General features: G+C 61.7%; 11 protein-coding genes. 1 reads left to right on the top strand and 10 read right to left on the bottom strand.

What is annotated here, in order from left to right; all coding sequences use genetic code 11:
* Positions 1-2: 2 nt before the first annotated feature.
* The 3 genes from ABD720_RS15825 to ABD720_RS15815 are packed head-to-tail and all read right to left on the bottom strand — an operon-like array spanning position 3 to position 2,290.
* Positions 3-1,184: a type II secretion system F family protein gene (locus ABD720_RS15825; protein ID WP_344764678.1), complete on the bottom strand. Its 1,182-nt coding sequence runs from the start codon at positions 1,182-1,184 to the stop codon at positions 3-5.
* Between the two features lie 17 nt (positions 1,185-1,201).
* Positions 1,202-1,618, bottom strand: a complete 417-nt coding sequence (gene gspG, locus ABD720_RS15820) for a type II secretion system major pseudopilin GspG (protein WP_344764676.1) — start codon at positions 1,616-1,618, stop codon at positions 1,202-1,204.
* 15 nt (positions 1,619-1,633) lie between these two features.
* The gene (locus ABD720_RS15815) at positions 1,634-2,290 is read right to left on the bottom strand and encodes a lytic transglycosylase domain-containing protein (RefSeq protein ID WP_344764674.1); all 657 of its coding nucleotides are present in this window, start codon (positions 2,288-2,290) and stop codon (positions 1,634-1,636) included.
* Positions 2,291-2,533: 243 nt separating this feature from the next.
* On the opposite strand from ABD720_RS15815, the gene ABD720_RS15810 reads away from it, so the two are divergent.
* Positions 2,534-2,983 carry a hypothetical protein gene (locus ABD720_RS15810; protein ID WP_344764672.1) on the top strand — a complete coding sequence of 150 codons (450 nt, stop codon included), beginning with the start codon at positions 2,534-2,536 and terminating at the stop codon, positions 2,981-2,983.
* A gap of 104 nt (positions 2,984-3,087) precedes the next feature.
* On the opposite strand, the gene ABD720_RS15805 is transcribed toward ABD720_RS15810, so the two are convergent.
* From ABD720_RS15805 to ABD720_RS15775, 7 genes are all read right to left on the bottom strand, one after another.
* Entirely contained in the window at positions 3,088-6,288 is a 3,201-nt protein-coding gene (locus ABD720_RS15805; RefSeq protein ID WP_344764670.1) for a S8 family serine peptidase, read from the bottom strand.
* 66 nt (positions 6,289-6,354) lie between these two features.
* The gene (locus tag ABD720_RS15800) at positions 6,355-7,113 is read right to left on the bottom strand and encodes an NF038120 family PEP-CTERM protein (protein WP_344764668.1); all 759 of its coding nucleotides are present in this window, start codon (positions 7,111-7,113) and stop codon (positions 6,355-6,357) included.
* A gap of 311 nt (positions 7,114-7,424) precedes the next feature.
* Positions 7,425-9,380, bottom strand: coding sequence for an EAL domain-containing protein (locus ABD720_RS15795; protein WP_344764666.1), 1,956 nt, complete (start codon positions 9,378-9,380; stop codon positions 7,425-7,427).
* 55 nt (positions 9,381-9,435) lie between these two features.
* Positions 9,436-10,128: a transglutaminase-like cysteine peptidase gene (locus ABD720_RS15790; protein ID WP_344764664.1), complete on the bottom strand. Its 693-nt coding sequence runs from the start codon at positions 10,126-10,128 to the stop codon at positions 9,436-9,438.
* 165 nt (positions 10,129-10,293) lie between these two features.
* Complete coding sequence (locus tag ABD720_RS15785; RefSeq protein WP_344764662.1) at positions 10,294-11,661, bottom strand: TolC family outer membrane protein; 1,368 nt, start codon at positions 11,659-11,661, stop codon at positions 10,294-10,296.
* A 335-nt stretch (positions 11,662-11,996) separates the two neighbouring features.
* Positions 11,997-12,383, bottom strand: a complete 387-nt coding sequence (locus tag ABD720_RS15780; RefSeq protein WP_344764660.1) for a hypothetical protein — start codon at positions 12,381-12,383, stop codon at positions 11,997-11,999.
* Positions 12,373-16,521 (bottom strand): retention module-containing protein, encoded by a 4,149-nt coding sequence (locus tag ABD720_RS15775; RefSeq protein ID WP_344764658.1) that lies wholly within the window; start codon positions 16,519-16,521, stop codon positions 12,373-12,375. Before ABD720_RS15775 ends, ABD720_RS15780 begins: the two co-directional genes overlap by 11 nt.
* Between the last annotated feature and the right edge of the window lie 23 nt (positions 16,522-16,544).

Raw genomic sequence — 16,544 nt, 5'->3', positions numbered from 1 at the left:
CGTCATGACAGGCTTCCGGCCAGATCGAAAATCGGCATGTACAACAGGATCACGATGCCACCGACGATCAACCCGATGGCCGCCATCAGCAGCGGCTCGAAGGTGCGCGTGAAGCGGTCGATCCAGCGGCTGATTTCGCCGTCGTAGAACGCCGCCGACTGGGTCAGCATCGCGCCCATGTCGCCGGTGCGTTCGCCCACGCGCAGCATGCGCAGCGAGATCGGCGTGGTCAGGTGATTGGTATCGAAGGCGAGGGACATCGGCATGCCGGACTGAATCGCCAGCGTGGCCTGCTGCAGGCCGGCGCGGATATCCGGCGAGACCATGCCCTGCACGGTCTGCAATGCCGGCACGATGGCGATCCCGCCTTCGAGCAGCATGCCCAGCGTGAGATACAGCCGAGACAGTGCATAGATGCGCACCCGTTCACCGACACCCGGCAAGCGCGCCAGCACGCCGGCAACGCCACCGCCAGCGGCCAGCCTGCGTGCCAGCCAGATCAGCATAGCCAGCAGCAAAGCCAACCCGGCCAGCAGCGTTGCGGTGTGGGCCGCAGCGAAGCGGCCCCAGTCGAGCATGAGTTGCGACAGCCACGGCAAGGCACGACCGGTGCCTTCGTAGACCGCGGCGAAGCGCGGCACCACGTAAGCGATCAGGAACAGGCTGACCGCCCCGCCCACCACCAGCAGGATCATCGGGTAGATCGCGGCGCTGATGATCTTGCTGCGGACCTGGTCGATGCGCTGCTGATAATCGATGAAGCGGGTCAGTGATTGCGGCAGGTCGCTGGTGCCTTCGGCGGCGCGGATGATGCCGACGTACAGCGCCGGAAACAGCTCCGGCTGCGCGGCCAGCACGCTGGAAAAACGCTGGCCGTCACGCAAGCCGGCCAGCAGGCGCGAGAGGACCGCGCTGGTGCTGCCGCCACCCTCTTTTTCCAGCAACGCTTCCAGCGCTTCGACGATCGACAGGCCGGCGTTGAGCAGCGCCAGCAACTCCTGGCTGAACAGCACCAGTGCCAGCCGGGCTGGCTTGACCGAACGTGCGCCACGCAGCGGCGTGACCGAGGCGACAAACAGACCGCGCGCAGCCACCTGCCGGCGCGCCTCGTCGGCATCGCGGGCATCGATGGTCAGTTGCGTGACCAGTTGATCGGAAGTCAGGGCGCGCACGGCGAATTGCATCAGGAGTCGGTGCCGGATCAGTTGGTGATGTCGGCATCTTCGCCGCTGCCGCCGGGCTGGCCATCACGGCCGAACGACAGCACCTCGAAGTCACTCTTGAGACCCGGCGACCGATATTGATAGGGCTGGCCCCACGGGTCTTTCGGCAAGGCCTTGCGCAGATACGGGCCGTTCCATTTTGCGGCACTGTCGGGTTTTACCAGCAATGCGGACAGCCCCTCTTCGGTGGAGGGATAGCGGCCAAGGTCAAGCCGGTAGGTATCCAGCGCTTTTTCGAATGCATCGATCTGGGCGCGCGCCACCACCACTTCCGATTTGCCGAGCTGGGCAAAATATTTCGGGCCGACGTACGCGGCCAGCAAACCGATGATGACGATCACGACCAGCAGTTCAAGCAAGGTGAAGCCACGATTTTTTGCAGTATGCAGAGGCATGGGGAAGGTGCTTTTCTAGGGCTGGCCGAGGTTGCGGATAACCTGCGCACGCGCCAGGACGGCGGCGACGTACAGCAGGGTTTCGCGGTAAGGTGGAATGCGTTGGCCGTGGCGCAGGACCGCACCTGAGCCGGCATTGTAGGACGCCAGTGCCAGCGCTTCGTTACCCTCGTGGCGGGCCAGCAAATCTTTCAGGTAGCGGATACCGGCGTCGATATTTTGCACCGGCCCGGCACGCTCGGCGATGCCGTAGCGCCGGGCGGTATCGGGCATCAATTGCATCGGCCCGAAAGCGCCTTTGGGCGACAGCGCCTGCGCCCGAAAGCGCGATTCGACCTCGATCACGGCCAGCACCAGCACGCTGTCGACACCATGCCGGTGCGCCAGCCGCAAGACGTCCGGCTCCAGTACTGCTTGTGCCGCACTGGTGCCGGCACGGGTCCTGTCACTGGTAGCTGCGACCCGTTCGCCGGGCAGGTACAGCACATAGCCGGGATCGAGCCGCTGGCTGGCGAAACGCACGCTGCCGTCGGCCAGTTCGGCGCGATAGATATTGACCACTGCGTTAGCCGAATCGGGCGTCGCAGCAGCGGCCGCAGCGCACAAACCGACACCGGCAATCATGCCCGTTATACCCGTCGCTAAACGCCATCGCATTACTAGTCTGATCACCCGAAGATTCCTTTATTTCTGCGCGCAAGCGTAGCACGGCAATGTGTGTCGTAACAGCAATTTCCGGCCCGGCAACCGCTGCTTTTCTTGCGGCCGTTACCGTGCTGACGCGGCAGTCTGTCCAGCGCTGCCACGCAAAAAATCCGCGCACCTCACGGTGCTCAATCCAACTGGTTCTGCTGCCTTGACGATGACGTTTGTGCGGGCGATCATGCAGTCAATCGAACCCGCCAGGAGCTCACCTTGGATGCCATCGCGTCGCACTTGCGTCCCCGCCGGGCCGCACTGGTTGCCCTGCTGTCGCTGGGCCTTGTACATTTCCCGCTAACAGCCGCCGAAGCTCCGGCGGGCGACAGCGCTGCCACGCTGCTGGCACACATCAACACCACCATCGGCGAGGCTGCCTGTACCAGCAACGCCCAATGCAGCACCATCGCCCTCGGCGCCAAGTCCTGCGGCGGTCCTGAGTTGTTTCTGGCATGGTCGAACGCCAGGCCCATCTGGCCGGAACTGCATCAACTGGCCTATCGGTACACGGCCATCCGCAAGGCACAGATCGCGGCCTCCGGTGAGCTGTCGGACTGCCGGATCGTGGTCGACCCGGGAGCGATTTGTCGACTCTCCGTGCCCGGCCAGGACGGTCACTGCGCACTGCAATCCGGACCAGGCACAACGCCTGCCGATCCGCGCTGACACCCGTTGCCGCTATCTGTTTGCCGCATTAAAAAAGGGCTGCTCACGCGCGCAGCCCTTTTGCGAGTCGTCCGGCGCACCCGCCGGACGACTGATGCGGTGCCTTATTGCGGTGTCGCACCGGCCGAACTCACGCTGCGCTGCGCCGTCGTTGGCGGCAGCGGATCGGTGGTTTCGACCAGGATCGTCGTGGTGGCTTGCGGCACGCCGGCAATCATGTAACGCACTGCACCGAGGTAGCGAGTGGACGGTGCCAGGGCCGACCAGCTCATGCCGACCGTGGCGGTGCCGCCCAAGTAAGCCGTGCCAGGAAACATCACCTTGAAAGCACCGGCAGCATCGGCCGGCGTGACCACCCAGGTCGACAACGTAAAGGTCGACAACTCGTCAAAGGCAGGCGCATACCCGATGACGCAGACGCGGTAGGTGCCGGCAGCAGGATTGGCCAGCTGCACCATTTCAGAGGCGGTCGCGCCACCGCTGCTCCCGACCGACTGGCCGGCACTATCGATGACCAGCAGGTCGAGGTCGTCAAAACTACCGCCTTTGTAGCCACTGGTGTCTTCGTCATACAGCGCGAACCGCGCCGCCAGCGCACCGGCCGGCACCGTGACAGTGACTGCCTTGACGCTGCTGCTGCCGCCAGCCTTGCACTCGGCAACCCCACCGTCAGCAGAACTATTGGCGCCGACCGTATCGGTGCTGCGGGTTGCGGCTTTCAAACCGCCCTTGATCGACGACATGGCGCCAGCAAACCCGGTACCGATCGTGTAGATCTTGCTGCCCGTCGCCGCTTCGCTGAACAGCGTCAGAGGAGCTGCCAGCAGTGACGGCTTGGCCGTCAGCGGACTACGCACCTTGTGCACGCCGTCATTCCATTCCAGCGAACCGTACTGCCAGACATCAGCAGCGGCATCGGTACGGGTCAGCGTGACGCTGAACTGCGCGGTCGCGCCTTTGGCCAGCGACAGGGTCGATGGCGAGACCACCGTCGTAAAACCGGGTACCGAGGCAGTGGCACTGTAGGTCGACGCCGTGGCACCGACGTTAGTGACGGCACGGGTCAGCGTGATCTTGCCCAGCACGTTCGAGGCTGTCAGCGAAGGCAGGTTCAGGTTGTAGGCCTGCACGGGTCCGATCGATGCGCAGAATGCGGAACTGAGCCCCGGTGTGTTGATGCCACACAGAAAACGGTAATGATCCAGCGGCGTCATGTCATACACCAGGCCCGGATTGGCAGCCAGGTTCGGCGTGACATGGCCTGCGCCCTGCGCCCATGGCAGCCTGCCATTGGCCAGGCCCGCTTTGCCATCATTGAAGGTGGTCGCGCCGGTGGTCATCAGCGCCGATTTGATGGCCGCTGGCGACCAGGTCGGATTCTGCTGTTTCAGCAGCGCTGCCAGGCCGGCCACATGCGGGCTCGACATCGACGTACCCTGATAGAAGGCCCAGTCCGGCGCTGGTACCACGCTGCCATTGGCAATCGCATCGCGCTCGGCTGGCGTCTGCGGCGGCGTGACACCGGCCAGGATATCCACCCCGGGTGCAGTCAGATCGGGCTTGAGTACGTTCAGGTTGCCCTGGTTAGGACCGCGCGACGAAAAGTCGGCCATCACTGGCGCCGGCGTCGTGCCTTTGGTCGATGTGAAAACGCTCAGCGCGGCGGTCGGTCCGGTCGGTATTGCGACGCTTGCAACCGCGTAGCTGAGCGGCGTGGCGTCAGGGCTCTTGGCTTGGGTTGCTGCGACGGCAGCAACCGCGTAGCTGCGCACCGCATTGGCATCGCTGACCAGCAGATGCACGGTGGGCACCGCATGAACCTCGGCTACCAAACCTGCGCCGTTATCCAGCAGCACCATCCCCACTCCGCCGGCTTCCTTGACGGCCAGGCTCTTGTTGACGCGGGCTGTCGTACCACGTGTGCACACCACGATTTTTCCGGCGACCTTGGCCGGATCCAGCACCGTATTGCCATCCGAGGCGCCGTAGCACAAGCGCAGCAACGACGGCGATGCATCAGGCAGGCCGGCATCCGTCGACAGGATCAATGCAGTCGCCGGCAGCGCCGAGACATTCAGCGACGCGCCCAGATAACTGGCGCCATTGCCCAGCGTGACGGTGGCGCCATTGAGGCGGTCATGGGTCGACGCAGCCACGGTCGTAAGCCATGGGCTGATGTGGGCGACCTGATTGGCCGGGCCGCTGTTGCCCGCCGAAGCAGCAACAAAAATACCGGCATTGGCGGCGCCCAGGAAGGCCAGTTCGACCGGATCGGTCACGCTGGTCTGGCTGCCGCTGATCGAATAGTTGATGACGTTGACGCCATCCTTGGTGGCCTGTTCGATGGCGGCAACGCTGTCACCGTTGAAACAGGAATTTTTGCCGGCGCCCGGAATTGCCGGGTCCGGGTACGTCCAGCACACCTTGTACATGGCGACGCGGGCACGCGGTGCGATACCTGATACCTTGCCCATCGGGATACCGCCTGCGGTAGCCGGTACGCCATTGTTGCCGCCTGCGGTCGACGAGGTATGGGTGCCATGGCCGCTCTGGTCGCGTGGCGAGACAAAATCACTCCAGTGGATCGGCAAGCCGGTGCTCTTGAAGCTCTTGTTGAAAAAGCGCGCGCCAATCAATTTATTGTTGCAGTTGGCCGCCGTGAAACCTTCGCCGCTCTCGCACAGTCCTGTCCAGCCAGCCGGCGCTGCACCGTAAGCCAGCGTGCCGCTCGGATCGAAGGTCGGAACGCCATTGGCGTCGACGCGATCAGCGAAGGCGGCATTTTCGGGCCAGATACCGCCATCGACGATACCGATGACCATGCCTTCACCGGCGGCGCCCTTGCCACCGGCGCGCTCCCAGATTCCGCCCGGGACCTTGTCGAGTCCAAGGAAGGTCGGCGTGTAATTGGTCAGCATCTGGCGCGCTTCATCGACCGTGATATTCGCCACGCCACTGTTCTTTTTGAGCTGCCGCACCTGGGTATCGGTCAGCATCGCCGAGAAACCATTGAAGACCACCGTGTACTGGTGGGTCACGTTGGCCGCGCCAACGGTAGCGAGCACCGTCGATTGCTTCTGGTCGAGGTAGCTGATGTAGGCTTGCACGTCGGCCGCGCCGACATTGAGCTGCTTGCCCGCCGCAGGCTGGGTGGCCTTCAGGCCGGAGACCTCACCGGTGTACGACGCGGCCGGTTTATCGACCAGCTGGATGATGTAGGGATGACGAGCTTCTTGTGCATGGGCAGTGGCGGATAAGCCGGAGACCAGCATCAGCGCAGCCCAGGGGGCGAGGCGGAGGTTCATTGTGGTGAATTCCTTGGCGAAATGGAGGAAATGTGCAGGCGAAATGCAGCGAGACCGGTAGCGCACTCAGCGCGAACGGCGGCGACGTGCTGCACCTGCCAGTACCATCAGCCCCAGACCCATCATGGCGTAGGTGGCTGGCTCGGGCACGGCAGAGACGTTCACGTTATCGAGCGCGAACTGGGCTTGATTTCCAGAAGGCAAGACACAACCTCCCTCACCATCGAACAGGCAGGCGTTGACCGACACGCTACGGAAAATTGCGCTGCTGAAGGTGGGACCGAGCGCCCAGGTCGAGAACGCATACGCACCGTTGATCTGCTCCGGGAAATCACGCGACAAGGAAAACAGGCCGCCAGCCTGTGTCACGCCACTGAGCTGCAACCGGCCAACGCCGCCAAAGATATTTCCGGTGACCGGTGCCAGAAACGCAAAATCCAGCGAAGTCATTTTGAAGCCGCCCGCGTCGGATCGGGCAAAGCTGATGGTGCTGTCGTTGAGGCCGGCATAGTAATGCGAGCTGTTACCGACCGGGCACGCCGCAATGAAACAGGCGTAGGGATCGGCACCATCGAGAATGGCACCGGCAAAACCATCGCCAAGAACCGACATCGTGAATTTATTTTCAGAGAACGTATCACCTGCCCCGTAGATATCCGGGCCGATGCTGTCGAAATTCACCGTAGCCTGCGCCAGCGGCATCGCCAGCAAGGTCACCGCACCAAGCAGCGCTGTCGACAACATCGTTGCCATTCTGCTGACCGGCCTGCCGTTTTGTCCGCCTGACAAACCGGACTGCTCCACCACTACCTGATTGCGCTTCATACCGCTCCCATTGATTTAGCGTATCGATCGGCCTGTTGCAAGGCCAGTTTGCTTTCCTGCGCTTTGCAGTTGGCAAAAACTATAGACGAATAAGCAATCTAAATGGAAACATTTCCTAGATTAAATTGAACCTTTTTACAAACAGGCAGTCAGGAAAATTTTGTATGGACTTATTGGACGATACATCGCAAAACAACCGCCATGCAGGGCGATGAGTCAGGTATCCGGCATGCGGCAGTGCAACCAGAATAAACCCGACATGCGCTGCTAGCACCTTGCACCTGCCTGGCGCGTGTGCTTGCAACCGTACCTCATATTTCGGCCGGCATGCCCACCCCGAAACCCTGCACGCCATCGATCTTCAGCGTGGTCAGCATGGCCCATTCTTCCGGCGTCTCGATCGATTCGGCGATGACTTTCAGGTCCAGCCCATGCGCGATCTTGCAAATCGAATCGACCAGGAACTGGTTGTCGCGATGCTGTTCGATGCCGCGAATATAGCTGCCGTCGATCTTGATGTAGTCGAGCTTGAGCGTCGACAGATAGCCGAACGAAGAAAATCCGCGGCCAAAGTGATCGATGCCGAACTGACCGCCATGCCGCCGCACCAGCGCCACCAATGTGCGCAACGCGTCGAGGTTGTCCAGCGCACCGTATTCCGAGACCTCGAAAGCGATCCGGCTGGCGGCGTCCGGATTGGCCTGCAGGGCACTCCCCAGCCATGCCATGAATGCCGGGTCCTGCACCGTCGCCGGGAACAGATTGACCGCCACCACCACCCGTCCGTAGCGATGATCGCGCAAGCGTGCCAGCACTTCGGCGACCACCAGCCGGTCGATTTGCTGGATCAGTCCGAGCCGCTTGGCCATCGGCACGAACACCACCGCCGGAATGAGCTGGCCATCCTCGCCGACCACCCGCAACAGGGTTTCGTAATGCAGCAAGGTGCGCTGGTTCGCGCTGTCGAGCACCGGTTGCATGTGGAGGATGATATTTTTGCGCTCGATCACGTCGCGCAGGAATTCGCTCCAGCGCGTCGCCGAAAACGCCACCGACGGCGCCACGCTGCTGGCATGCAGGTGTACTGCATTCTGGCCCTTCATTTGCGCCGCGCGCAGTGCCATGTCGGCTTCGGACAGGAACTGGCTGGCATTCTGCTGGCGGTACATGGCAATGCCGACATGCGCGATATCGGGCGCATCGACCAGACCGCGCTGCTGCAATTGCTGCAGTACCGTCGCCAGCCGTTCGCCGACGGCAACTGCATCGGCTTCATTGGCATTCGGTAGTACCACCGCAAAATTGGCGCCGGCCAGATGAGCGGCAAAAAAGTCGACCGGCGCATCGTCGCGCGCCACGTCCTCGATCATGCGTGCGGTGGCGCGCAGTAATTCATCGCCGGCCGCGTAGCCGAGCCGCTGATTGATGCCCTTGAAATCATGGAGTTCGACCAGCAGCAGGGCGCCGCCCTGAAAGTCATCGGCCGACGTGAGCAGCTGCTGCAAATGCATGTCGAAATATCGCCGGTTGGCCAGCCCGGTCAACGCATGCCGGTAACTATCGGCGCGCAGCCGGCTGATGGCATCGGCCTGCACCTCGAACATCTGGCGGATCTTGGTCGTCATCCGGTTCATGGCGACGACGACGCTGCGCAATTCGACGGTCCATGGCAGCTTGTCCTGGACCGGATATTCGCGGTCACAAATCGCCCGTGCCTGTGCTTCGACGCGCCGCAACGGCCGCAAGACCACATGCAGCGCCAGCATGCCGAGTAGCGATGTCGCTACCAGCGCAACAAAAAACCACCAGAAGGTTTTTACGCTGCTGGTCCACAGCGTGGCATAGGCTTCGCCGGGATTGGCCGCAACCGTGATGGTGCCAGCCTGCCGCCAGCCCGCCATGATCAGCGCTTCGCCACGCGGCGTCGCGATCGGAAACAGGCGCACAAACCAGGCCGGCACATCAGGAATTTGTGCCGGCGCCAGACGCTGCACCAGCGGCTTGCCATCCAGTCCGGCGACCGTCACTTCCTGGTAAAACCCGCTGTCGAAAATCAGGTTCACCTTGCTTTCGACGATGATCATTTCATTGTCGGCAAAGTGCGGCGACAGCGACAAGCCGAGCGAGGTTGCCGTGTCCTGCGAAATGGTCTTGAGCTGGCTGTCGAGATAGCCGCGCGCATCCGAGACGCTGATGGCGACGGTGCCGGCGAACAGCAGCAGGAACAGCGCGATGATCACTGCAGTCAATTGTCGCAAGAGGGTCATGGTTTCCTTGGATGTCCTTGGGTTGGCCGGGGTTGAGTGGGCTTGCGTGGTGAGCTTAGTCGAACTCTTTACCGATGCGCGCGACCAGATCGCGCCACAGGCTGATATTACCGGAGCCGCCCTTGACGGCCTTGCCATCGCCGCGCGCCTTGGCCAGCCACAGACCGTCACCGTTGAAGCTGTAGACCGGTGTCAGGTCGGGGCGCTGCGAGGCCGGTTTGATCTCGGGGATGAGGTTATCGAGTACCAGCGGTTCGGCGCCCGGCGTCGTGTAATAGGTCAGTACCATGTGGGCCTGGCTGACCGGATTGACGTCACGCGCCTTGACGTAGGTGATGCGCAATTTGTCGACCGACACGCCCAGCGCCACCAGTGAAAAATACTTGGCAATCGAAAAATCCTCGCAGTCGCCGCCATTGCTGGCCAACATCTCGGCCGGCGTGGCCCAGTAATCCTCGCGCTGCCAGTGATCGATGTCGGAGACAAACGGAATCGTATTGAAAAAATCATTCACCAGCCGCAGTTTGTCGGCCTCGCCGCGCCCCCTTGCACTGCCGATCAGCTGCCGCCAGGCCAGCAAGCGCTGGCGCGCTTCGACGCCATACTTGCGTTCGGCGCCGGCCAGCATGCGTTCCGACAGAACGATATCGGTATCGAACGACCAGACAGTAACGACGCCCGATAGCAGGCAGGCCAGCAGCAATGCGCACTGGCAGGCAAGCCGGCGCAGGCGCGACCACTCAGGCATCGTGCAACGCAAAAGAAGACGTGGAAAAGAAAAGGGAGAGACTCCCGGCAGCAGCCGGGATGGACAGCCTGAAGACAGTGACGAAAATGCTATCGTGCATGCGGCCTGCCCTGTAAAAAAATCACCCTGCCCTCGGTCGGGGCAGCGCCAGCGGCCTGCCCCGATTTATTTGCCTGCGCTGGAAGCGTCGGAAGCGCTGGATGAATTCAGCACCACCACGCTCTCGGCCACCGGCGCCACACCCAATGCACTGAGCAGCTGCCCCATGTCCGCCAAAAGGCGGTACTTGGCAAACACTTCCAGATACTGGCCGTTGAGGAAATTCGACGCTGCCGTGTAAGTCTCGTTTTCTGCGTCCAGCATGTCCAGCAGTGTACGCTGACCTATGCTGAATTGTTTCGTATATGCATCACGCGTGAGCGCGCTGGATTCGGCATGCTGGCGCAGTGACGGCAAACGAATCTGTGCCGAGGTCATCGCATTCCAGGACAAGCGCGTGCTCTGATCGACCTGGCGCTGGGTGCGGTTCATGATCTCACGGGCTTCGCCGGACAGCGCCACGGTTTCGTTGACGCGCGCCGTATCCGAGCCGCCGTTGTACAGATTCCAGCGTAATCGCAGCATCGCAAAGCGATCGTCCGTGGGACCCGGCACACCACTGACGTCGCGGTTCATCGTTGCACCGAGTTGCAGGTCGAGCCGCGGTGCCATGGTGGATTTGGCGCCCATGATTTGCGCGTTCGCCGCATCGAAGTCGGCACGGGCGGATTTCAGGGTCGGGTGATTGTCGAGCGCGCTTTGCAATGCGGTCTCCAGCGATGGCGGGATCAGGCTGGCAGCCGGCCCGTCGACTTTCGTGAGATTGACTGGCGCTACCCCGACGATACGCAGGAAGTTGATTTCGGCATCGCGCAAATTCGCTTCGGCGGAAGTCAGGTTGGCTTTTGCCAGGCCCTGGCGCGCGCTGATCTGTTCGAGATCCGCCTTGCGTCCGACACCACTGTCGCTGCGGATCTTGATCTGGTCGAAGGTGCGCAGGTGCACGTCGGCATTGGCACTGGTGAGTACCACCAGGTCGCGGTTACGCAGCACTTCCAGATACGCCTCGATGGCACGCAACGCGGTTTGCTCCGAGGTGCCGCCAACACGGTTGGCAGCCGACACCACCCGTGCCTGATTCCGGTCGACTTCGCTTTGCACCTGGTCGCCATCAAACAGCATCTGGTTCAGCGTCAGCGACGCCTCGTTACGCGTCAGCAGCGATGTGCCGCCTGCTGCGCGCGTGGTGACGTTATCGCTCCACTCGCGGCCCACACCCAGCGCCAGATCCACTTTCGGCAAAAAACCACCGCGCGCGGCCCGTAGCGCCTGGTCGGTCGACAGACGCCGGCTGGCATCGGCCAGTACATCGGGATTGGTGCGCAAAGTCTGCTCGACGGCGGCCTTCAGCGATTGGGCAGAGGCAGGTCCGGCCAGAACAAATCCGGCGGCGAGGAGGAGTGTGGAAAACGACATGCGGGTGACAGGGGACATGGGGGGTACTCACCTTCCGAAAGGGTGAAACAACGGCTACAAAAAAACCAGCTGAATTGCTAATTATGGAATCGTTAGTCTTTTACAGTTGGCAGGTCGTCGGCAAATATATCAGATGTTTTTTTTAATAGAAATGGTGCAGGCGCATCAAATCCGCTTTTTTGTAGACAAAATGCTCATTTTTTTTTGCACTGCGTACCAGAACAGTTGACAGATTTGATCCAGTGAAATCGGCGACTGACATCGCAGAGGTTGCGGTCGTTGATTCGGCGCGCCAAAATGAAAAAGCACACCCATGCAGTATCGGTGTGCTTCAGGTACGGCAGTTGGCAGCATCAAGCCAGACCGGCATCCGGTGAAATCAGACCGAGCAGGCCATTGAGATCGGGTCCGCAGCCGGCCAGCGTACCGATCTCGAACAACTGGTGATGGGCAGCGTCTTCCAGCATGACGCGCACGATGGTCGTGCCGGGCAGGCTCTGGTGATCAAAGACCAGAAAGCCGCCCTCACCGGATAAACCGCCGCCCGCGTCGAGCAGGTCCGCCAGGTGCAGCGCGCTGCCGGCGCTGATCCCGGCTGCGACCGGAACAAGCAGATTGTCCGTATCGAACACCGGCAGCGAGACGCTATTTTCCGATAGCAGATCAGCCGGCAATAACTCACTTGCGCCGCCTTGCAATGGCCCATCGTTGTTGGCACTCATGGCAGGATCAGACGCCATGGATCTGATGATTTCCCAGCAAACTGTCGAGAGTCGCACCGACACCGTCGAGTGTCACCAGCGGCACCGCGGCCACCGGTGCGGCTCCGGGTCCATCCAGATCGATATGAATCGTGGTGTTGCCACCGACGATATCGACCTTCAGGAAGTCTGCTTCGTGCCCGGCAAAGTCGGCATGCTTGACGCCCGCGCCCGAGAGCAGATCGCTGATATCGAGCACATCGCCGACAGTCGGGGCAGTCCCGACCTGAAAGCCGGTGATGTGATCGCCGATGACCGTGCCCTGCAAGTCACCGGTCTTGTAGACGAAGGTGTCGCTGGCGAGCGTGGCGCCGAGAATCTCGTCACCCGGGTTGCCGTTGATGATGTCATTGGCCACCGTGGCGTAATTCAATGAAAATTCATGGGTAGCCAGCGTGCCCGGCGTGGTGGATGTTTCTGTCGCCGCAGCCGTCATCGTCACGTTCATGATGCCGCTCGAACCCGTTGGTGCGGTGACCGAGAGGTTATTCAGATTCCAGTTGCCCGCCAGGTTGTCGCCATTGAAAACCTCCAGCGTATGCAAATCCGCCGTCGCTGAAAATTGATGCACGCCGTCCGACACCACGGCACCGGTCGTCAGTCCACTGAGCTGGATCGAATGATGTTCGCTATGGTCCAGCGTGTCGCCGAATGTCGCGGCAACGGAGGGCAATAACGCAGCCTGTCCCTCGTAGGCATTGGCCACCTGTTTCAGGACAATGTTGTCGAGCAGGCCGCCGAGCGTGTTGACCTGTCCATCGAGCGCACGGAACTCCACCACGTCGGCCCCGCCAGTGCCCACAAATGCAAAAGCATGATGCGCGAAACCGAATGTTGCGCCGCCGGCCAGCGTGCCGATGACTTCGCCATTGACCAGGACTTGCAGCGTACTGTCAGCGCCGACGGCGTTGCTGCGGGTAGAAAAATCGAGATCGAGCTGATAGACAGCGCCCTTGTTGGTGTCGAAGGCCTGGTGCAGCGAGTTGATCCCCGCAGTGGATTCGACTTCGAGCACCAGGTTTGTGGTCGAGGTACCGCCGTACGTTTTTTCGCTCAGGATTTCGATGGCACCGGTCGCCCCAGTGTTGGTATTGCTGGCAATCCAGCCGGGTGCCGTACCGGTATCGAAGCTATCGGTATGGGACAGAACCGATGGCGGACCAACCTGCAGCGCCACTGCATCTGCGACTGGCGTGATGTTGACGCTGATCGTGGCCGGCGCACTGGCATCGGTCACGCCGTTCGCGACATACGTGAATTGGGCATACGTCGCGTGCTGGTCACCAACACCCGCCGTCGAATACTTGTCACCACCGGACTCATTGGCGTCCGGCTTGAATACCAGCGTGGCATGGTCCGCCAACGCAGTGATCTTCATGCCTACAGTGACCGCGGTGCCATTGGCCAGGAATAGCAGGCCATCCAGCGGCAATGACTTGATCACAAAACTGCTGACATGACTGCCGGTTTCACTACCGGTCAGGATGATGCTCAGGGACGTGTCTTCGGTACCGACCACCGTGGCGCTGCTTGCCGCAACCAGCGGATCGACTGACAGCGTGACCGTGACCGGCCGATCGCTGTTGGCGCTTCCGTCGTTGACGCGGTAAGTGAAGCTATCCGTACCGGCATAGCCGCTGGCTGGCTTGTAGACGAACGACCCATCGGCAGCGAGCGTCAGCGTGCCATGCCTGACATTATTCTCCAGCACCGCCGTCAGGGCAGAGCGAGGCGTCTCGATGTCACTGTCATTCTTCAGCACGCCATTACTGTTCGTCACGCTCAGTGTGCTGCCGGCGGTGACGCTGTACTGATCCTTGACACCGATGGGTAAATCATTAACCGGGGTAACACCGACGTTGACGGTCGCGGTGGACGTGCCACCCTGACCATCGCTGATGGTGTACGTGAACGAGGCAGGACCGTTGTAGTTGGTGGCAGGCGTGAACACGACAGCGCCATCGACCAGCGTAACCGTGCCATTGACACCGTTCTGTACCGAAATAATGCTCAGCGGATTGCCATCGACATCGGTGTCGTTGGCCAGCAGGCTGGCCGCTGTGAGTGTGATGGCCGTGTCTTCACTGGTCGTCGCGGCATCGGCAACGGCCACCGGCGGATCGTTGACCGGCGTGACACCAACATTGACGGTCGCCGTCGACGTGCCACCCTGGCCATCGCTGATGGTGTACGTGAACGAGGCCGGACCGTTGTAGTTGGTGGCAGGCGTGAACACGACAGCGCCATCGACCAGCGCAACCGTGCCATTGACACCGCCCTGTACCGAAATAATGCTCAGCGGATTGCCATCGACATCGGTATCGTTGGCCAGCAGGGTGGCGGCGGTAATGGTGATGGCCGTGTCTTCACTGGTCGTCGCGGCATCGGCAACGGCCACCGGCGGATCATTGACTGGCGTGACGCCCACGTTGACGGTCGCCGTCGACGTGCCACCCTGGCCATCGCTGATGGTGTACGTGAACGAGGCCGGACCGTTGTAGTTGGCGGCAGGCGTGAACACGACAGCGCCATCGACCAGCGCAACCGTACCATTGACACCGCCCTGTACCGAAATAATGCTCAGCGGATTGCCATCGACATCGGTGTCGTTGGCCAGCAGGGTGGCCGCTGTGAGCGTGATGGCCGTGTCTTCACTGGTCGTCGCGGCATCGGCAACGGCCACCGGCGGATCGTTGACCGGCGTGACACCGACGTTGACGGTCGCGGTGGACGTGCCACCCTGGCCATCGCTGATGGTGTACGTGAACGAGGCAGGACCGTTGTAGTTGGTGGCAGGCGTGAACACGACAGCGCCATCGACCAGCGTAACCGTGCCATTGACACCGTTCTGTACCGAAATAATGCTCAGCGGATTGCCATCGACATCGGTATCGTTGGCCAGCAGGGTGGCGGCGGTAATGGTGATGGCCGTGTCTTCACTGGTCGTCGCGGCATCGGCAACGGCCACCGGCGGATCATTGACTGGCGGGACGCCCACGTTGACGGTCGCCGTCGACGTGCCACCCTGACCATCGCTGATGGTGTACGTGAACGAGGCCGGACCGTTGTAGTTGCCGGCAGGCGTGAACACGACAGCGCCATCGACCAGCGCAACCGTACCATTGACACCGCCCTGTACCGAAATAATGCTCAGCGGATTGCCATCGACATCGGTATCGTTGGCCAGCAGGGTGGCGGCGGTAATGGTGATGGCCGTGTCTTCACTGGTCGTCGCGGCATCGACAACGGCCACCGGCGGATCATTGACTGGCGTGACGCCCACATTGACGGTCGCCGAACTGCTATTCCCGTCAGCGTCAGTCAGCGTGTACGTAAAACTGTCGGGACCATTGAAGTTGGCATTGGGCGTGTAGGAAAACGACCCATCCGGATTGACCACGACGGTACCGTTGGCAGCACCGGTGTCGAGTGACCAGACGTTGCCGCCCGCCGAACCGGGCGTATCGTTGGCAGCCACGGAGCCCGTCAGTACCGTATCTTCCGGCGTGCTGAAGCTGTCGGCCACAACCGCAGGCGGTGTCGCTGGCGGAGCTGGCGGAACAATCTGCTCGGGCGGAACTTCTCCCGCAGGCTGCGGCTGGGCGATCTGATCCAGCAAGACGACCGGTGGCGGCGCAAACGCACCTGCCGTGTCAAAACCGCTGGTGACATTGCCGCGTGCCGCGTTCTGGTCGACCACCACGAAACTGCTGCCGCCCTCATCGCCTGCACCACCTGCGCCGGCGGCAGTCGCCGGTACCAGCGTGGTCGGATCGGCACCGGCCGCGATCGCGGCCTGAATCGCGGCGACGTCAGCCTGGTCGGTCGACGCCTGACGCGGATCGAACACGGTGCTGTCGAGCGCGATCTGCGAGGAACGGCCGAGGTCAAGATGGGTATTGTCGGCGAACTGGATGTCGACCGCACCGGCTGCGGACGTCTGGATCACGTCATTGGCGTTGACACGATCTCCTTCGCTCAGGACGCGCTGGACACCGCTCTGGTCCGTTGCAGTGACGACACCGACAACCAGTTTGACGATGCCAATGGCACCTGCTTTGCCGGCATTGGCAACGGGTTTGACGGAGGTAGCGGAGGTAGGTGAGGTAGTGGCCATGGCGATCCCGGGAAAGTGACGAG

The sequence above is a fragment of the Actimicrobium antarcticum genome (assembly GCF_039536745.1).
Classification (GTDB): Bacteria; Pseudomonadota; Gammaproteobacteria; order Burkholderiales; family Burkholderiaceae_D; genus Actimicrobium; species Actimicrobium antarcticum.
This window is presented reverse-complemented; position numbering and strand designations above follow the sequence as displayed.